2 protein-coding genes are annotated in these 20793 nt (G+C 70.0%); both read right to left on the bottom strand.

Annotated elements, in window-relative coordinates; translation table 11 throughout:
* Nucleotides 1–427: 427 nt before the first annotated feature.
* On the bottom strand, nucleotides 428–2101 hold the full coding sequence (locus tag QTI45_RS31130) for a ShlB/FhaC/HecB family hemolysin secretion/activation protein (protein WP_286657100.1): 1674 nt from the start codon (nucleotides 2099–2101) through the stop codon (nucleotides 428–430).
* Nucleotides 2098–20589, bottom strand: a complete 18492-nt coding sequence (locus tag QTI45_RS31125) for a leukotoxin LktA family filamentous adhesin (protein WP_286657124.1) — start codon at nucleotides 20587–20589, stop codon at nucleotides 2098–2100. The genes QTI45_RS31130 and QTI45_RS31125 overlap by 4 nt, the downstream gene beginning before the upstream one ends.
* Nucleotides 20590–20793 lie beyond the last annotated feature (204 nt).

Raw genomic sequence — 20793 nt, 5'->3', positions numbered from 1 at the left:
GGCCGGGAGCGCAGTCGTCGCTTTGATCGATCTCGGCCGCCCGAGATTGCAGTGAAGCCGGCCTGCCGGTCGCGCTGCTTGAAAAGAGCCTCAGAGGCAGTCCACTTGCTGCGGGTCAAGCTCAAAGCATGAGCCTCGCATGATCGAAGACTATTTTCCTCGACGACACTTTCGACGTTTTCGACCGCTGCCCCGCATCCGAGGCGACTACTGAATGCCGACTTCCACGCCTTGAACGGTGGCGTTGGCGACGCTCATCGACACACAAAGCGCGCGTCTTTTTGTGCCCGCGATCCTGCTTCAGGCCTCCCAAGCCGACCAAGACGCGAGGCCATGCCCAAGAGCATCCCTGAACCGCTGTAGGCGCACCACAAGGCCCTCAGCCCGCCGTGACAGTTGCGCTGGAACGCGCCCCTGCAGCGTCGGGCTACAACAGACTCGCAATCAGCTGAAACATCACCTGCTTGGGCTTTCCTTGATTGGGCGCCGGCAAGCTGTCCAGCCCCCAGGCGAAGGTCAGCCGCGCACTCAGGGACTTTCCGACTGCCGCGTTGAATCCAAATCCAACCCCGGTCAACTTTTCACTCGGCGACAGCAGCGACCCCACCGGCCGAAACGGCTCCACGTTGCCGTAGTCGGTGAATACGAACGCACTGGTCGGAACCGTCTGCGACGCCACGGTGAAGACCGGGAGCGGATGGTGCACTTCCAAATTCACCGTGTAGCCGCGATCCCCCGCGATCGTGCCGATCGGGTAGCCCCGCACACTGCCCTCCCCGCCCAGGATGAACTGCTCGGCCGAAGGCAGGTTCCTGTCCGTCGTGTATTGGCCGTTGAAGTTGGCACGCAGCGCGAAGTCTTGCGGCAGCGCCTGGTTGTAGCGCAGCCAGCCACGCTGGGCCTGGTAGCTGCGGCTTTCGACGGTGGTGGCCTCGATCCAGTTCTGCACGACGCTGGCCGAGACCGTGCTGCTGGTGCCGATCCATTGCCATTCGACGCCGAGGTTGCGGTCGTGCGAGTCGGTGCGCTGGAGGAAGGTGCCGTCGATGTAGTTGCTGCTGTCGCGCCACAGCGCGCCGCCGACCAATGTCCACTGCGTGGTCGTGTCGACCCACACGGGCTGGCGCAGGCCGAGGATCTGGGTGCTCGAATTGCCGGTGATGTTGAGACTCGACAAGGTGCCGTACTTGATCGCCGTCTTGTCTTCATAGAAGCCGACGTTCACGCGTCCGCCCCAGGGGTTGAAGGGCACCGAATAGGTCAGCGCCCCGCTGTCCTGGCCGCTCGCCCCGGTGTATGAAGCAAACAGTTCGTCGCGGAAGCCGAAGAGGCTGCGGTTGCGGTACGAGACACCCCCGCGCCATTCACCGGTGAGCGGGCTGCCGAGGTTGTCGAGCGTGAGCAGCAGTTCTTGCCGGGGCGGCTCGACCACGTTGACATTGATGTCCGTGGTGCCGAAGGCCGTGCCCGGTTGCAGGTCTGCCTGCAGCCGGATGTCGTTGGTCTCGTTGAACCAGATCAGGCTGCGCTCGAGCCGGTTCAGGTCGACGAGCATGCCGCCGCTCAGGCCGAGCCGCGATTCGATGTAGCTGTCGCGCGTGGATGCATTGCCGGACAGGCGCACCGCGCCGACCCGGCCTTCGACCAGTCGCACTTCGATCACGCCGTTGGTCACGTCCTGCTGTGGGATTGTCGCCAGCGCGGTGACCACGCCCTTGGCCTTGTAGAGCGCGTTGACCTGGTTGGCCAGTTGCTGAAGCTCGGCCAGCGACACAGGGCGGCCTCGGTATTGCGCAGCGATGGCTTCCAGTTCCTCCTTGCTCAGGATCTCGGACGGCGAGAAGCGAATCTCCTTCACCGTGATGCGCACGTCGGCATCGGAGCGCGGCACCGCTGGCACCGCGGGTGCGGCCGGCCGGGTCAACGGCTGCGCGGGTTGCGGCAGTCCGGTCTCGGCCTCGCGGCGGCGGTTTTGCTCGTCGATCTGCCGCTGCTGCTGCGCGCCGGAATCGATGGCGGGCGGCAGGACCAACTGCGCACCCGCCTGTGCGGCGGCGAGGGTCGTCAAGGCCGCGGCGGCGACGCGATGCATCCTCCTCATGGCTTGCACTCCGGCACCAGGCCGCATTGGCCGGTGAGCGACACCGGCGCGCCGGCATAGGTCACCGGCGATGCCTGGGCAGCGTCGCCTCGTCCCGGCGTTCCCGGATCGTCGGGCGGCCGGTTGGATTGCGTCGCGACGGCCAGCGAGATCTCGCTGTATTCGGCCGCGCTGCGGTTCAGGCCCATGCTCGCGATCTGGTCATGGTTGGCGTCGCGGTAGACGACGAAGCCGTCGGTGAACACGTGGTTGTCGAAGAATGAAAGCTGCATGGGCGCACCGAACGAGTAGAGCTGGAGGTCCGCACCCGCGCGAATGGAGCGGTCGTGCTGGTCGATGACGATTTGCGTTTCCGGATGTTCGATCGTGGCGCGGTCCACCACGCGCAGGTCATTCACCGAATACATGCCCTTGCCCACGCTCACCTTGGCGGTGTGCGTGTAGAACTTGTCGATCAGGAAGCCGCCCTGCCCCGCGAGCGCCAGCACCACGTCGCTGGCCACGGCGCCGCCGTAGCCGGTCACAGTGCCGCGCACAGGGTTGGCGCCGCCATGCACGGTGGCGTCGATGCGGTCGCCGGCCAGGCTGAAGAACGACGCGATGTTGAGCAGGCCCGCCTTCACCGTCCCGGCCGCGTTCAACGCCACGCCGTTCGCGGAAAGCGTGCCCGTCGTCACGTTGCCGCGCGTGGAGGTCAAGGTGAAGGTGCCCGGCGAGCTGCCGTTGCCGAGCGAGACGTCGCCGCTCGACACGAGCGTGAAATCGCGCCCGGCCGTGACCGAGCCCACCGCCAGCTGGCCTTGCGGCGCACTGAGCGTGCCGTCGAGCAGCGCGCTGAAGCGCTGCACCCTCACGTCGCCGGTGCGCGACATCGCGGCCACGCTGCCCTGCACGCTCGTCAGCTGGTCGGCCGTGAGGTTGCGGCCGGCATCGAGCGCGATGTCGCCGAGCGCGGTCACGGTGCCCAGCGTCATGTCGCCGCCGCTGGTCGCGTCGATGCGGCCCGCGCTGCTACCGAGGCTGTTGGCCTGCAACGCGCCGCCCGCCGTGAGGGCGATGTCGCCACGGGCGGCCACGCTGTCGAGTTGCATGCCGCGCGCCGCACTGGCGGTGAAGGCGCCGCCGGCCTGGCTGGTGCCGGCCTGGAGCGAACCCGCCGTGCTCGTCAACGTGATGTCACCACCCGCGGTCGTCGTGCCGAGCGTCATGTCGCCGCCGCTCGTGGCGCCGACGCGGCCCGTGCTGCTGGCGAGGCTGTTCGCCTGCAGCGTGCCGCCCGCCGTGAGTGCGACGTTGCCCTGCGCAGCCACGCTGTCGAGCTGGATGTCCCGCGCTGCGCTGGCGGTGAATGTGCCGCCGGCCTGGCTGCTGCCGGCAGTGACCGAGCCCGCTGCCGCGGTCATCGCGATGTTGCCGCCTGCCGCCGTCGTGCCCGCGTTCACGTTGCCTGTACCCGCAGTCATAGTCACGTTGCTGCCCGCCGTCGCCTGGATCATCGACAGGCCCTGTGCGGCCGTGGCGTCGATGTGGCCGCCCGCATTGGTCTGCGCCGCAATCACCGATCCGGTGGCAGCACCCAGGATGACGTCGCCCCGCGCATTCGTGCCGCCGGCATTCACGTTGCCGGCGCTGCTGGTCAGGCTGACCCCGCCGAGCGTGCTGCCGACCTGCGTCGTCGTGATGTCGCCGCTCGCGGCCAGGTGCACACTGTCGATCGCAGCGATGTGGCCGACCTGCACGCCGCCCTGAACGGCCAGGTCGGCGCTTCCGCCCGCGTCGGCGTCCAGATGCAGCAGGCGCATTTCCAGCGCGTTGCCCGGGCCGATGCTGCCACCGGCCTGCAGCGTGACGCCGGCCGCCGGGGCGGTGTCGGCCACGACGTCGAGGCGTGTGTCGCCCGCGTCGCGGATGTCGCCGCCGGCGCTGATGCGCACTGCGTTGGCCGTGCCGTTGCCGGTGGAGATCCCGGTGATGGCGGCGTCGGCCGTGGTGTCGATGCGGACCGTGCCGGTGCCGGCCACCAGTGAGCTGCCGTCGGCCATGCGCAATTCGTAAGCCTGCAGCTGCACATTCCCACCGCTGGCGTGCAACGACGTGTTGGCACTGAAGCTGAGCAGGTTGCCCGCCGACACGCTGACGTTGCCGGCCGCCATGAGCTGGCCGTCGAGCAGCGTGTCGATGAGGCCCGCGAGCCCCAGCGCACCGCCGGCGCTCAGGTCGCCGAGGAAGAAGTTGCGCCCCGCCGTGCCGTTGAGGAACAGGTCGCCCGCCGCGATCGCGGTGATGCGCCCGGTGGTGCCGGTCACCCCCACGCCGAGCGCGCCGGTGCCGGCAGCACCGATGGCGCCGCCTTGCGCGGTCAGCTCGACCTGCTCGCCGAGCACGTTGAGCTCGTCCGTGCCCACGGCGTCGGTGATCGCGCCGGCCGCGTTCAGCTTCACCGTCTTGCGCGAGAACACGGTGTCGACGTTGAGGTCGCCCTGCGCGTTGATCTCGACGTTGTCGGCCGCGCGTGCGGTGAGGGTCGCGCCGTCGCGCAGGTTGAGCCGCAACGGCTGCGAGGTGCCGGGCGTGGTCAGGTCGCCAGGCACGAAGCCGATGCCGCCCGAGGCCGCCTCGAGCACCAGGTTGCCGGTCTGCACCGCGGGTGCGCTGCCGTTCGCGTTGGTGATGGTGCCGCGCACCTTGATGCGCGTGTCGCCGGTGGTCGCGATGCTGCCAAGCGGCGCGTTCCCCATCGATGCAAGGTACGCCGCGCCGTTGTCGGTGCCGGCGACCGGCGTCGCAGTGACTGCGACCTTGAGCGCATCCACCACGCTGAAATTGACCGGTGCGCGGCGCAGCACGGTGATGGTGCTGTCGGTCACCACCACGTCGGAGCGCTCGGCCGAGGCCAGCGCGACCTTCATGGCATCGGTGAGGTTCTCCGGCGCGATGTTGGTCGGCACCACGACGGCCGCCTGCGTCTCGCCGATGGCGGTGCCGGCCTGCAGCGTCACCGTGCGGCCGGAGACGTTCGCGTTCTTGACCACCGGGTTGGTGCTGGTGACGTCCTTCAGGAGGCCGGCGCTGATCGAGATGCCGAGCTCGCGATCGGTCCACGACGCCTTGTTCAGGATGGCATCGGTCTCGGTCTTCGAGGCCACGTACTGGAAGCTGCTGTCGTAGCTGTTGCCCAGGCCGCCCAAGATCGTGTCGAGCGCGCGGTACTGGGTCGTGCGTGCCTTCTCGAACTTGTCGATCGCCACCGCGTCGTTGCCGAGCGACTGCTTCTCGGCAGCGGTGGCGGTGTAGCTGAAGTTCGGGTCGTAGACGGACGGGTCCGCCTGCGCGCTGCGGATCTGCCAGTACAACTTGTACTGCTGCGTCTGCCCCAGGTTGTAGGACTTGATGGCCTGCGCCTGGTTGGCGTCGTTCTGTGCCGTGCCCTCGCGCAGGCCGGCGGCGTTCCAGAAGGCCACCAATTCGTTCCAGGTGCGCGTGTCGACCGATTCGATCGGGTTGTTGTCGACGATGCGGCCCGGCGTGCGCAGCAGCACGTCGCCGCCGTTCGAGACGACGGTGTCCACCAGCAGGTCGCCGCCGGTGTTGCCGCTCCAGGTGCGCGACTCGATGCCGATGTCGCCCTGGGCCGAAGCGCGCAGGCCGTACAGGCCGCGCTTGGAGATGTCGTTGCTGTAGCCGACGTTGACCTTGAGCGGATCGGCGATGCTGCCGATGCCGCCGCCCTGCGAGCTCAGGTCGACGCGCTGCGCCTGGATCAGCGAGGCCGCGCTGGCGGCGACGATGCTGCCATCGGCGGCGAGCGTCACGCGGCCGTTGCCGTCGAGCACGCTGCCGCCGGCGGTGACGGTGCCGACGCGCAGATCGCCCACGGTCTGCTTGACGTTGACGTTGCCCACCGAGGCCGCGGCATCGAGCTGGCCGCCGTTCACCGCCACTTCGACCGCCCGGGCCGGGTTGCCGTTGATCGCGCCGCCGACGTCGCCGGTGGCGTTCAGCGTGACGTTCTTGCCGGTGACCAGCGCCGTGTCGTTGAGCTGCACGATCGAGCGGTCGGCCGTCGACACGCCCGCCGCCGCCGTCACGCCGCTGCCGGCATTGATGGTGGTGTTGCCGGCGCTGTTGCGGATCTCGCCCTTCAGCAGCACGCCCGCTGCCGAGTTCACCGCCACCGTGCCGGTGTCGTAGCCGCTGAACTCGATGCGGATCGGGTTGTCGGCCTTGAGCGTCTTGGTGGTGATGGTCTTCGTCGGCGTGGTTTCCGTGAAGGTCATGTGGTAGTCGCCTGCGATGCACAGCGTCCACCAGTTGCACGACGACCATTCGCCGGTCTTGACCCACAGCGGCGAGCCGTTGGAGACGGTGCTCGAGCTCGAGGTGTAGCCCTGCGCGACGCTCGTGTCCTTGTACAGGTAGGTGCCGTTGTCCAGGCGATAGCTGTCCAGCAGGTAGGGGCCGGACGTGCTCTCGACGGTGCCGGTCGGCGCGGAGCGCAGGTCGCTGGAGCCGAAGTACTGCGCGCCCTTGAACTGCCAGTAGGTGAGCAGCGAGTTGTCGGCGCCGGTGGTCCACGCGTAGCGCAGGCCGGCCTGCGGCGCGTAGGTGGTGGCGCGGCCGGTGCTGGCGGTGCTGTCGACCACGCTGTTGCGCGTGATCACGCCGTTCTCGCGCTTGTAGACGGTGGTGATGGCGGGCGTGTTGACGTCGGCGCTCTGGATGTCGGTGATCTCGATGATCCCCGCGATGCCGCGGCCGGTGCCGGTGGAGTCCTTGCCGGTGTCGAGCTTGTTGATCACCACCGCGAGGCCGGTCGGGTTGTTCACCGCGATCTGGCCGTAGCCGTCGAGCGCGCGCAGCGTGCCGCTGGTGGCCGAGGTGTTGATGATCTGGCCGTAGGCCTGGATGTATCCGCCACTGACCTGCGTGCCGTCGAGCTCGAAGCGGTTGTTCACCACGTCGTAGCGCGCGCCGATGTTGCCGTAGTCGGACACCAGCTGGTAGAGCCCGCCGGTGGCCGAGGTGCGCGTCGCCCAGCCGGCCGTGTTGCGGTCGGCCTTGGCGAAGTTCATGTCGACCTCGAGCCGGCCCAGGCTGGCGTCGTAGCGCACCTGGCCTGCCGCCACCGTGAAGCTGACGTAGCGCAGGCTGGCCTTGGTGGCGGCGTCGGCATTGGCATAGGCCGTGGACGCCGCATCGAGCGACGACTGCGCGATGCCGAAGAAGCTGGCCGTGCCGGTGAGCACCGGCGACACCGGCAGGTCGATGCGCCAGTTCTCGATGCCGCTCTGCACCAGGCTGTTGATGTTGAGGTAGCGCGCGCTCAGGAACACGCTGCCGTTGGCGATGATGCCGCCGCCGGTGGTGGTCAGGCCGTCCTGGATCGACCCCGCGTCGCCGCCGACGTGGAAGAAGTTGTCGACGTAGCTCTGCACGAAATCGCCGTTCTGGGCCTTGATGTCGACCGAGCCCGCGCGGATGGCGCCGTTCGACAGGATGCTGCCCGCGGCGCTGTGCACGGTAACCGATCCGCGCAGGTTGCTGATGTCGCCGGCCAGCTCGATGTTCGGCGCCGGCGCGAGCACGACGGTGCCCGCTGCGTTCGGGTCGTAGGTGCTGGTGATGTTGATCGACGGCTTCGGCGCCGCGCTGCTGTCGCGCGTGAGCACCGTGAGCCCGCTCGCGCCGCTGCCGCCGGCGTTCAGCCGGTCGATGTCGGCGGTGGAGTTCACCAGCACGCCATTGAAGCGCAGCGTGCCGCCCTCGTCGCTGTTCACCGTCAGGTTGCCCAGCTTCAGGAAATTGGGCGTGTTGTTGGTGATGTTGATGCTGGCGTCGCCCGGCGAGTTGAGGCTGCCGCCGCCTTCGAGCTTGTCGCCGGTCACGCGCAGGTTGCCGAGCTTGACCGTGATGTCGTCGACGGTGATGAAGTCGGCGATCGGACCGTTGGCGCGCGTGGCCGACTGGTTGGGCAGGTCCGAATTGGCCTGCGCGAGGCTGGTGGCCGCGCTGGTCTTGTTGCCGATCGCGGTGTCGAGCGCGGTGTAGCCGGTGCCCACGGTCTGCAGGTAGCCGGTGCTGCCGTCGAACTTGCCTGCCTCGGTGCCGATGGTGCTCGCCGCGGTCGCGATGCTGGTGCGCGCATTCGCGGCCGCGGTGCTGGTGCGCGAGGTGTTGATCGCGGTGACGATGCCGTCCTGCCCTGCCGCCGAGCCCTTGAAGGCGGTCGCCATCGCAGCCTGGTTGCTGCTGATGGCGGTGTTGTTCGCCGCGATCTTGGCCGAAGCGGTGTCGATCAGGTCGTTGCGGCCGTCGATGGTGGCGAGCAGCGTGCGGATGTCGCCGGCGTAGGTCTTGATGCTGGCCTGGCGGGTGTCGATCTCGGCCTGCAGCGTGCTGTACTGCGTCGAGCCGACGGTGAGCGACTGCATCGTGGTGCGGCGCGTGCCGATCTCGTCGATCAGCGTGTCGATCGCGTTGTTCCGGCTGGTGACGGTGGCCAAGTCGGTCGCGTTGAGCGTGCGCTGTGACGAGATCGTGGTCAGTTGCGTCGTGTTGTCGCTGATCAGCGCGGCGGTGGCGACGTAGGTCGCGTTGGTGGCGCTGAAGTTCGTCAGCGTGCGCAGCCGTGCGTCGATGTCGGCGTTGGTCGTGGCCAGGGTGCTGGCGCTTGTGGCGATGGTGCCGCCGCTGGTGCCGATCTGGCTGATCGAGGCGAGCGCGGTGGTGGTCGTGTCCTGGATCAGTTGGCCGCTGCCGGTGGCCTTTCCGGTTTCGCTGATTAGCTGCGTCTGGTATTGGCGGATCTGGGTCAGGGCCAGTTCGCGCGGCGACGGATTGCTCCACTGGCCGGGGTTGATGATCGGCTGGCCGCTGGCGTCGACCAGAATCTTTCCGCTGCCGTCCTCGGCGCCCTTGGCCAGGCCGAGGTCGACCAGCTTGTACATGAGGAAGTTGATCTCGGACTGGTAGGCGCCCGTGGCCACGGTGTCGCCCGCGTACTGCGCCATCAGGTCGCGCAGGCGCTGGATGCGCTCGAGGATGTCGGCGCCGATGCCCTTGCCGAGCTCAACCGAATAGGTCACGCCCTTGCTCGCGGTCGACTTCATGCGCCAGAGCACCTTGGTGCCGATCTGCACCGGCTGGCCGTTCTGCAGCACCTGGTTGCCCAGCGAATCGGTCTGGTAGATGGGCACGTACACCGGCGTCGACACCGGGTTGCCGTTGGCATCGATCAGCTCGATCTCGAAGGTGAGCGAGGCGCGCCGGTTGATGCCGGTCATCGCGATGCCGTCGACGTGCACCGTGGCCACGCCGCCCACGAAGGCGCTGCCGCCGGTGACGTCGAACGAGACGTCGCCGCCGCCGAACAGGTTGCTGATGCCGCTGGCCGCGGCGGCGAGAGCCTCGCGGTAGAGGTCCTTGCCGATGCCCTTGGCATTGGCCGTGACGATGCCCTTGTCGGCAAACAGCGAGATGTCTTCCGCGGCTTCGACCTTGCTGCCGGCCGCCAGCGTGACCTGCGCGTTGTTGGCGATCACCACCGTGGGTTCGGGCGTGATGCTGATCGGTATGGCGGTCTTGTTCCAGAGGTTGACGGTGGCATTCGCGTCGATGCGCGTGACCGAGCCGTCGGTGCCCTGCCCGCCCGACAGCAGGATCGCGCCGTCGTCTGCATGCACGAGCGCGTTGCTGCCGACCAGGGCGCGGTTGCTGCCGGTGTAGCGGATGTCGGCATAGCCCGATGGCGCGCCGGCCAGGCCGTAGACGTTGGCCGAGGCCCGCGCATCGAGCGCGACGTTGGCGCGTGCGCCCGCGCTGATGTTGCCGTTGTCGCTGGTGAGAACCGCGTCGTTGCCGACCGAGACGGTGGCGTCGGACTGCAGCACGCTGATGCGCGATGCCGCCCGCGCGATCGAGATCGCGCCGCCCGAGTCGAGCTTGGCCTTGTCGCGCGCGACGATGTCGTTCTGCGCATCGATCTGCACGATGGCGCGTCCGGCCGCAGGCATGAGCCCATGCACGACGGCGCGGTCGCCGATGCCGGCAGTGGTGACATGCCGGATGTCGGTTGCGCTGGAGGCGGCTGGCAGGTCGACCAGGCCGCCGGAGCCGGAGTCGATGTTGAAGGCGGCGGTGTCGCCGTTGGCCGAACCGATCCAGTCCTTGCTGCTCGTGTTCCTCGCCAGCAGCGTGATGGCGTTGCCGCCGACGCGGCCGTCCGCACCGACCGTCGCCGCGACCGTGCTGTCCACGCCGTTGACGGCCTGGGCGCCGCTGGCGCCCACCACCGAGGCGTTCACGCTGCTGACGGTCGCGTTGTAGTCGGTGCGGTGCGTGGCCTGCAGGGTGAGCGTGCTGGCCGAGAGGCTGTGCGCGTTGTCGCCGCTGCCGGTGGTGGCCAGCGTGTTGCTGGTGCTGCTCGTGGTGGCCGTCGCCGCCGCGCCGGAGACCAGGCCACCGCTGCCGGATTCGGCGTTGGCGATGTTGCGGTCGTTGCCGTCCGCGCTGACGAGCAGGCTGGTCATCAGCAGGGCGGGCGTGGCGATCGGCGCACCGATCTGCACGCCGTCGCCGATCAGCGCCTGCGTGACGGTGTTGGAGGTCGCGCTGGCCGCATTGGAGCCGGCCGCAACGATGCCGCCGGCCATGCCGGACACCGTGGCCAATTGGCTGGTGTCGTTGTCGGCGCTGACCACCGCATTGCCGGTGAAGGTCAGCGTGCTGCCGTTGCCGACGGAAGTGACGACACGGCTGTCGTGCGAGGCGGCCGCGTCGGTGGCCGCGAGGCCCGCGAACAGCGCGCCCGCGGCGCCATCCGCATTCGCGCGCACGTCGCCGCCGCTGCCGGCGAGTTGCTGCGTGGCGCTCAGCGTGAGGTTTCGCCCGCTGAGCACGGTGCCGGCACCGAGGCCGGCATTCACGCGCGAGACCGCTTGGGCGTTGGCGACCGAAGCGCCGGCCGCGGCGCCGAGGCCGACGTTGATGCCTTCGGCGTCGGCCTGCGCGCGGGTCTTTCCGGTGGCACTGACCGTGGCGTCCTGCGTCAGCTTGACCGTGCCGCCATCGATGGAGGCATCGACGTCGGGCGTGGCCTTGGCCGTGGCCACCGAGCCGCTCAGGGCCAGGCCCAGGCCTGCTGCCGCGGCAATGCTCTGGCTCTGCGCGAAGACGTCGCCGCTGGCGGTCACGCTGAGTGCGCGCACCGCGTCGCCCGTGCCGGAGCCGATCGCGGCGCCGCTGCCGATGGTCGCGCTGGTGGCGCCGCCGATGTTGCTGGTCGCGACCGACGCGCCGCCGGCCACCGCGCCGATGCTCGCACCCCAGGCGCTCGCATCGAGCTTGCGCACGTCGGAGGCATTGACGATCACCTCGTCGGCCTGGTGGATCGCCACGTTGTTGCCGATCGCGGCGCGTGTCAGGCTGCCGTCGCTCAGGCTGGCATAGGCCGCGTTGAGCGCGACGATGCCGCCGGTGCCCGCGAAGCCCTGCGCCGCGGCGGATTCCGCCAGCGAAGCCCGCACGCGGAAATCGCCGCCGCTGCGCACGCTGACGTTGTCGCCGACCAGTGCCTGGTCGTTCATGTGGAAGCTCGCGATGCCGACGCCGGCCCCGAGGCCAAGCGCACCCACGGCGACCGCGCCGGTGGTCATCGAGAAGTCGAGGCTGCCGCGCGCGTTGACGTCGATGTCGCGCCCCGCGCGCAGGTCCGCGCCGTTGCCCACCTGCGCGCTGTTGCCCGAAGGCAGCGCGGTGGCGAGCGACGCCGTGATGCTGACCGACGAGCGCGCCGCCTGTGCCTTGGTGCCTGCGTCACGCGCGTGCGTGTTGTCGGACGTGGCGAGCATGCGCCCCACCGTGTCGTCGCTGGCCTGCGCATCGGCTTCCTGGTTGACATTGCGCGCATTGCCGCCGTGCGAGAGCTGGTCCTTGGCGTCCTGACTCTGGGCGTCGCCGACCGCGTACACCGCCACCCCGCCGGCCAGGCCGACGAGGCCGCCTGCGCCGCTGACCACCGTGGTGTCGAACTGTTCGCGACCGAGCCCGTTGACCTGGATGTCGCGCGCGGCCTGCACCTGCGCGCCGGCACCGATGCTTGCGGCGGTGCGGTTGCTGACGTTGCCGACGTCGACGCCGCCGGCGAGCGCGCCCGCGCCGAGCGCGACCGAGCCGGTGATGACCTGTGAGCGCAGCGTGTTGCGGGCCGTGACGTTGACGTCCTGCGCGGCGTTGGCGCCGGTGTTCGACTGATTGATCCTGGCGTTGGCGCCGATGGCCGCGGTCGTGTCCGAGCGCACCGACTCGACCGAGATCGCGCCCGAGATGCCCGCATAGAGGCCTGCCGCGCCGCTCGCGGCGACGGTGAAGAGGTCTTCGGACGACGTGGCCTGCACCTGCACGCCGCGGGCGTCGCTCACGGTCGCGCTGTCGCTGTCGCCGCTGTAGGCGGTCATTCCGCTGGTTGCGTTGCCTAGCGCGTTGACGGTCGCGCCGTCGCCGATCGCGGCCTGTGTGGTCTTGTCGATGCTGCTGACGCTCACCGCTGCGCCGACGCCCGCGGCGCCGAAGCCGGCGGCGGCGGCACCGGCCGCCATGTCGACCGTGGTGTCGTCGCGCGCGGCGATACGCGCATTGCCGCCTGCGTCGATGCGCGTGGTGCCGCCGGCCACCACGGCCTGCGTCTGGTCATCGATGGACACCACCGCCACCGAGCCGGCGACCGCCACGGTGCCGGCCGCCGACAGGCCGATGCCCATGTCGAGCACCTGGGTCTTGCCTTCGGCGAGCACCTGAACATCGCGTGCGGCCTTGACCTGCGCGCCGGCGCCGATGCGCGCCGCGGTGTTGTTGTTGGCGACGAAGACGTCCGCGCCGGCACCGACGGCGACCGCTCCCGCGCCGGAGGCCGCGCCCGCGAGTCCGAGATGGAACTGCTCGTTGCCCGCGGCCACGCGCACCGACTGCGCCGCGTTCGGGGTGCCGCCGGTCTGGTTGATCTGCGCGTTGTCCGCGATCTCCGCTTGCGTGGAAGTCTTGACCGTCGTCACGTTGGCGCCGAGCGAGATCGCTGCGGCGCCGGCCGCAGCGCCGGTGACCGCGAAGGCCTTGACGCTATCGCTGTTGGTGGCGGTGACCGCCAGGCCGTTGAGGGCCTGCGTCTGGCGGTTGGCCTGGCGTTCCTGTGTCAGCGCGAGGAAGGCGTCGCGGCCGGCGATGTCGTTGCCCTGCGCATCGGTGGGTGCCAGGCCGCTCTTGCTGACGCGGCCTTGGCCGGTGATGCCCGCGCCGTAGGCGATGTGGTAGTGGCCGGTGGCCGCCTGGATGGCGGCGCCGTTGCCCAGGGCCTGCACGGCCGCGTTCTTGCCGATGCGGCCGAGCGTGGTCTTGTCGAGCACCACGACGCCGGCCGCGGCGCCGAGCGCGGCCGAACCGCCGCCCGCCGCGCTGCCGGCGATCAGGTCGACTGCCGTGCGGCCGTCCGCCGCCACCAGCGCGCTGCCGCCGGCGCGGACCGTCGCACCGTCGTCGATGCGCGCCTCGGTGTCGGTGGTCAGCACGTAGGCGGCCACGGAGCCCGCCAGACCGGCCGAGCCGCCGACGCCGAAGCCGATGCCCGTCATGCGCAGGTCTTCTTGCGAATCGGCCTGTACGGTGGCGTTGCGCGCGGTCTCGACCCAGGCGCCTTCGCCGACCGTGGCCTGGGTTCGCTTGTTCATCGCGCCGACGTCCGCCGCGGCGCCGCCGCCGACCGATCCGCCGCCGCCGGCGCCGACCACCACGTCGAACACGCTCGTGCGGTCGCTTGCCGACAGGGCCAGCGCCTGCTGGCTCAAGGTGTCGGCCTTGTTGATCTGTGCGTTGTTGCCGATCGAGGCCACCGTCCTCGCATCGAGCACGTTGACGATCGCCGCGCCGCCCACCGCCACCGAGCCCGCGGCCGCGGCGCCGATCGCATAGGTCTGCAGGTCCTCGGCGGCCGTCGCCGCGAGACCGGTGGTGCCGCCGGCATGCGCCTGCACGCCCGCGCCGATCGTGCTGCGTGTGTCGTTCTCGACCGTGTGCACCGCGCCGGCCACGCCGACGCCGACCGATCCGCCCACGGCCACGCCGCTTGCGATGTCGAGCAGCGAGAGCTGGTTGCCCGAACCAAGGTGCAGGTCGCCGCCGGTCGCGAGCCGCGTCGCGGTCGAATCGGCGACCGAGGCTTCGGCGAGGTTCTTCGCCACCAGCACGTTGGCCACGCCGGCCACGCCGACATTGCCGCCCACCGCGCCGCTGAAGCCGACAAGCGTCACGTTTTGCACGTTCTGCGCATCGAGCGAGATGCCGCCGGTACCGGTGACCGAGGCGCCGGCATCGATATGGGCGCGGGTGCTGTTGTCGCTCGACACGGAAGCGCTCGACAGCCCCACGCCGACCTTGCCGGCGACCGCGGCGCCGGCCGCCAGGCTGGTGGCGCTTGCGTCGTTGCTGCTGGCGAGCGAGACCTGGCCGCTGGTGGTGACCCTGGCGTTGCTGCCTATGGCGGTTTCGGTGGTGTCGCTGAAGACGTTGAGTGCCACCGCGCCCGAGACGGCCACGCTGTCGCCCGCGGCGCCCGAGACGGCTTCGGCGTAGTAGTTCGTGCCGCCGATCAGTGGCCCACTGGTGAGGCGGTCGGGCAGGTTCTTGACGTCGTCCACGTCACTGACCTGCAGCGACACGCCGGGGATGGAGACCTTGCGGTTCTCGGCGTTCAGCGCAAGGCTGTCGCCCTGCAGTTGCGCACCGCTGCCGATGGTGGCGCGGTAGGCGTTGTTCGACACCACGGTGGCGACCGACGCGCCGATGCCGACATTGCCGCCCACCGCACCGGCCCAGGCCTTGGCGCCGAGCATGCTGGTGTTGACCGCATCCACGCTGATCGCGCCCGCGTTCTCGATGCGCGCGTTGGCGCCGATGCTGGCAAGGGTCTGCGCGTTGGACACCACCACCGCGAAGGCGCCTGCCACGCCCACCTTGCTGCCGCCGGCACCGGCCACGCCTTCGGCGGCGAGCTTGCGCGCGAAATCCGGCGCGGTGTTCTGCGACGACTCCGCCGACACGGTGAGGCCGTCGGCACCGGTCAGGTGCGTGCCGTCGGCCAGCGACGCGGTGGTCGTGTTGTCGCTCAGGCTGATGCCGACGCCGACCGCGACGCCGACCTTGGTCTTGGGGTCGACCGCATCGCCCGCGCCGCGCGCGCTGAAATTGCTGGCGTTGGTCGCCTTGACGCTCGTCGTGCCGCCCGACGAGATCGTGCGCCCGCCGGTCACCGCCGCCTGCACGTCGTCGGCGATGTCGTTGACGCCGACGGCGGCCGCGATCGCGACCTTGCCGCCGCCCTGGGTGCCCTGGTTGCTCTGGCTCGACTGGCTCTTGTTCAGCGTCTGGCTGCCCTGCGAGCTGTCGGCCTGAGATTTGTTGTCGGAATAGGTCTTGTCGGACTGCGAGCCGCCAGCGCTGGCGGTGGCGTCGGAGGTGTAGGCGCGCTGGGCGGAAGCCGCGACGTCGAGTTGGCCGCCGGCGCCGAGGTCGCGGTCGAGCGCGGCTTGCGTCGTGCTGTCGCTGGTGATCACCGCCACCGCGGCGCCCACCGCGGCGCTGCCGGATTTGGCTTCGCCCTTGGCGGTGGCGGTGTGCGTGCCGCTGCTGCTGGCGTGCAGCATCACGTCGCCACCGGTCGTGATGCGGGCGCCCGAGGCGATCTCGGCGCGCGTGGTCTGGTTGAGCGTGCTCACCGCCACGGCCGCATCGAAGGCCAGCTTGCCGCCGTTCGCGCCGGCGGTGGCGGTGGCTTCGCTGTCGAGTTGGCTGGTGGCGGCCAGCTTCAGGTCCTGCGCGTTGGCGACGGACGCATCGGTGCCGACGCGCGCGGTGGTCGCGCCGCCGGCGATGTTGATCGCCACCGAGGCGCCGACGCCGACGCTGCCGCCGCTGGCGCCGCCGGAAGTCGTCGGCGTGGCCTGGGCGATGGCCTGGGTGGCGTCCTGCGCGGAGAGCGCCACGTTGCCGCCGAGCGCGTCGATGCGCGCGCGATCGCCGACCTGCGCGACGCTGGAGGTGTTCGCGATGTTGAGCGCGAGCGATGCCGCGATGCCGACCTTGCTGCCGCCCGCGCCCGACTGCGCGGTCGCCGACACGTCGTTCTGCTTGTCGCCCGCCACGTCCGTCATCGCGGCGCCGATCGAAAGGCCTCGGGCGCTCACGACCGCGTCCTGGCCGACGCGCGCGGCGGTGGCCGAGTCGACCTGGTTGACCGACACGCCGGCGCCGATGCCGACCTTGGCCGTCTTGCCGACCGCGGTGCCGTCGGATGCGGCGCTGGCGTCGGTCTGGCCGCTTGCGGCCAGCGAGAGCGCGCCGGTGGTGCCGACCGTGCGCCCGTCGCCGATCGATGCGATGGCCTGCGCATCGATGACGTTCACCGCCACCGCCGCCGCCACCGACACCTTGCCTTCGCTCGACGATGCGGATTGCTTGCTTCCCGCCGCGTTGCTGGAGGCGCTCTGCTGGCTGCTGCTGCCGACGCCGTTCTTCGTCTGCTGCTGCTTGCCGTAGGCGAGCTGGCCGTCGGTCTTGTCGTCGACCGTGGCGTCTTCCTGCTTCTTGCCGTTGGTGTCGGTCTTGCCGGCCTCGTCGTCGGACTTGCCGCCGGTGGAGCTGGCGCTCGCGGAGGTCGTGTGGCGCGACGACGATGCCGCGGTGAAGGCGACGTCGCCCGTTGCGGCGACGATGTCGCGCTCGGTAGTCGCGTTCGTCACGTCGTTGACCAGCGCGATCGCCACGGCGGCGCCGATCGCGGCCTTCTCGCCTTCCGCGCTGCCTTTGGACGTCGTGGTGGTGGTGTTCGATTGCGTGGCCGAGACGGTGACGCCGTTCGCGCCCGAGATCGCGGCGCCGCTGCCGATGCGCGCGGTCGTGGTGTTGTCCAGCATCGCCAGCGCGAGCGCCGGCGTGATCGCGATGCCGCCGGAGGCGCCCGCCTCCGCACTGGTGGTGGCTTCGTGCGCCGAGCGCGCGCCGAGCGTCACGCTGCCAGTGGTGGCGAGGCTGGCCGCGTCCTCGACCTCGGCGATGGTCCGGTTGCCGGTGATGTTCACCGCCACCGAGGCGCCGATGCCGACCTTGCCGCCGGTTGCGCCCTTGTCGATCGGCGCCGCCTTGGCGCTGATGCTCGTGTTGTCCTCGGCGTCGAGGGCGACGGAGCCGCTGCCGGCATCCACCTGCGCGCCGCCCACGATCGCCGCGCGGCTGCTGGTGTCGACCAGGTTCAGCGCCAGTGCGCCGGCCACGCCGACGCTGCTGCCGCCCGCGCCCGCGCTGGCGGAGGTGTCGATGGTGTGCGTGGTGTCACCGGCGACGTCGGTCATGCCGGCCGTCACGGTGAGGCCTTGCGATCTCAGCTGCCCGCTCACCAGCGCTTCATTGACCGAGGCGACCTTGTTGACCGACACGGCGGCGCCGATGCCCACCTTCGAACTGCTGCCTTCCTCGCCGACCGCGTTGCCGTCGGTGCTGAGCTTGGCATCGGTGTTGTTGCTGGCGGCCACGGTGATCCGGCCCGCGGCATTCACGTTCGTCGGCACTTGCGCGCGCGCGGTCGAGTTCTGCAGGTTGACGCCGACCGCGGCCGCGACGGCCACCTTCCCTTCGCTGGTGCTGGCGGAGCCTTCGCCGTTCTTCTGCGCGTCGACACCGTCGGCGGTGGCGGTCTTCTGCTGCGTGTCGCCGACGCCGTTGGCGGTCTGCTTCTTCTTGCCGAGCGCGAGTTGCTTGCCGATCTTGTCGTCGACATTGGCGTCTTCCTTCGGCTTGCCGGTGCTGGAATCGGTCGTGCCGGCATCGCTGCTGTCGTGGCCGCCGCTGGCGCTGGCCGTGGCGCTCACTACGCTGGACGACGCGCCCGCCGCCTTGAAACTCACCTGGCCCTTGCCGGCACCGGCGGACCCATCGGCGACGATGGCGCGCGCGGTGTCGGCCTGCACCGTGTCGTCGACGAGCGCGACCGCCACTGCTGCGCCGATCGCGGCTTTGCCGCCCACTGCACTGCCCTTGGCGGTCGTTTCGGTGGTGGAAGTTTGCGTGGCTTCGAGCGCCAGGTCGCCGCTCAACGCGAGGGCGCTGGCGGCGCTGCCGAGGCTGGCCTGCGTCGTGCGGTTGACCACCGACACCGCCACCGACGGCGTGATCGAAACGCCGCCTTCGGAGCCGGCTTCGGCTTCCGTCTTGACGTCGTGCGTCGAGACGGCCGTGACGGCGAGGTCTCGTGCGCCTTCGAGCCGAGCGCCGTCCTCGAGCGCTGCGCGCGTGCGCGTCGCGACGACGTTCACCGCCACGGAGGCGCCGATGCCGACCTTGTCGCCGCCGGTGGTGATGCCGTCGGCCGGGGTGGCGCTGGCATGACTCGCGGTGGCGTCGACCGCGCGCAGGGCAACGTCGCGCGCGGTGCCGGTCAGCGTGACACGGCTGCCGGTGCGCAGCGATGCGGTGGTGGCGCTGTCGATGGCATTGACCGACAGCGAGCCGGCCACGCCGACGCTGCTCGCACCGGCGCCCGAGACTGCGCTGGTCGTGAAGCTGTTGGTGGCCGCGGGAGTTGCCGGCACGGTGGCGCTGACGGCGAGGCTGCCGGCGGTGAGGTCTTGCGCAACATACGCCTCGTTGGCGATCGTGCCGAGGTTGATCGCCACGGCGGCAGCGACGCCAGTCGACCCGCTCGTCGCGCTGCCGTCGGCCTTGGCGTCGACGGTGCTCACCGATTGGGTACGCACGGCGGCCGCGCCGGTGACGGTCGCCGCCTGGGTCGACGCGAGGTACGCCTGCGTGGTGGCCTTGAGGTCGCTCACGACCACCGCGCCGGCGACCTTGATGCCTTCGCCATCGGCGTTGTCGGCGGTGCTGGCGTTGTCCTTGTACTGCGTGAGCACCTGGCTGCCCTGGCTCTGGCCGGTCGAGTCCTGGCTGGCGCCATGGGCCGCCGATTTGGCGCTCGCGGTGACTACGTGGCTCGAGGTGGCCGCGAGGTCGAGCGAGCCGGCGCTGACGTGCGCGTCGCCATCCACCGCCGCGACGGTGTTCGTGCTGATCTTGCTGACCGCGACCGAGGCGCCGGCCGCGCTGCTGCCTGCGGCCGATGCGTCGGCGACGGAAGTCGTGTTGACCGTGTTGGTCGCGGCCAGGCCGAGCTTGCCGCCTGCCTGCAGGTCGGTGGTGCCGGTCACGCGCACGCGCGCATTGCTGCTGACGTCCGACACGGCCACGGCCGCATCGCCCGCGAGGTTGGCGAGCGCGGACGTCGGCGTGGCGACGGTGGTCACCGTGGCGCTGGCGGCGAGGGCGGTGTCGCCGCCGGTGGAGATGGCGCTGCTGCCGCCGACGGTCACTGAAGCATCGGCGGATGCGCGCTGCACGGTGACCGCGACGGGCAGCGTGTAGGTGCCGGTCGTCACATCGGCGCGCGCGTTGGCGCTGAGTGCATCGCGTGCGTGCAACTGGCTGGACTGGATGCCGATGCTCGCGATCGACTCGGCCTTCTCGACGCCGCTGGAGACGGCGAGCGACGAATCGGTGCGGGTGGCGGTGGCCGCCAGGTCGATGTTGGCCGCCGAGAGCTTCGCGCCGTCGAGCTGGATCGAGGCGGTGCCGCCCTGCGCCTGTTCGGCCACGATGCGGATGCGCCCGTCGGCGTTGACCATCGCCGTCGCATAGCTGAGTCCGTTGGCGTTCACCACGTCGGTGAAGTCCGGTGCGCTGCCCTGGAACGCCGCGCCGCTGTAGATCGAGCCGCCTACCTTGATCGCGCCGGCGCTGAGCGTGACGCCGTTGATCGCGTTGATGCGGCCCTGGATGTTGATCACGGCGTCGCCGTTGATGGGCGCGGTGCCGTTCAGCAATCGCGTGACCGACGTCGCGTCGGGATTGCCGTTCGAGGTGAAGAAGTCGCGCACGAAGGCGCTGGTCGGCGTCGCGATGGTCAGCGAGCCGACGTTCACGACGCCGGTCGAGCCGACCACCACGCCGTAGGGGTTCGCGAACCAGACGTTGCCGCCGATGGCCCCGCCCTGGATGCCGTTGACCACGCCGTAGATGTCGGTCCGCGCGTCCCGTACGATGTTGATCAGGTTGGCGGTGCCGGCCGGCAGATGCAGGTTGGCGGTGACGCCCGCCTGCACGCCGAACGTGGAGAACGAGTTGAACGCGTTCGTCCCCCTGATCGTCGAGGTGGTGATGTTGACGACGTTGGCCGAGGGCAGCCCGAGCGTCGTCTGGGTCCGCCCGTCGAGGGTGATGGTGTCGAGCGGCCCGGCGAGCGCGCCCATCGACAGGGCGGCACCTGCGAAAAATGCCAGCACGGAGGTCGCCGGCCGCCTGCTCCTCCCGCCTTTGCCACGACCGCGTGCGGTTTCCGCTACCGCGACCCATGCGTTCAAGGCCTCGTTCCAAACAATCCGATAGACGCGGTTCATCGACGAGTGGCTGTGCATGTCTTCAACTCCTGGAACTCGGAGAGCCGCACGCAGCCGAACTCGGCGACATACCGGCAAAGGGCCTGCCGCCTAAATGGCAACATTTAGCTTACATTTTAGTAAGCAAATGAATGAAAAAGATACAAAAAGCTAACAAGGATTCTGCCAACGTGGGCAGTTTTTGGCCATCGGGCCGATCGTGAG

The organism is Variovorax saccharolyticus, assembly GCF_030316765.1.
In the GTDB taxonomy this organism is placed as follows: Bacteria; Pseudomonadota; Gammaproteobacteria; order Burkholderiales; family Burkholderiaceae_C; genus Variovorax; species Variovorax saccharolyticus.
The sequence above is the reverse complement of the archived record's forward strand: the minus strand, read 5'-3'. Positions and strand labels throughout refer to the sequence as shown.

What these genes read in the sequence shown, in the direction of transcription:
- QTI45_RS31130 (WP_286657100.1), bottom strand. Translation starts at nt 2,101, where the DNA reads ATGAGGAGGATGCATCGCGTCGCCGCCGCGGCCTTGACGACCCTCGCC.
- QTI45_RS31125 (WP_286657124.1), bottom strand. Translation starts at nt 20,589, where the DNA reads ATGAACCGCGTCTATCGGATTGTTTGGAACGAGGCCTTGAACGCATGG.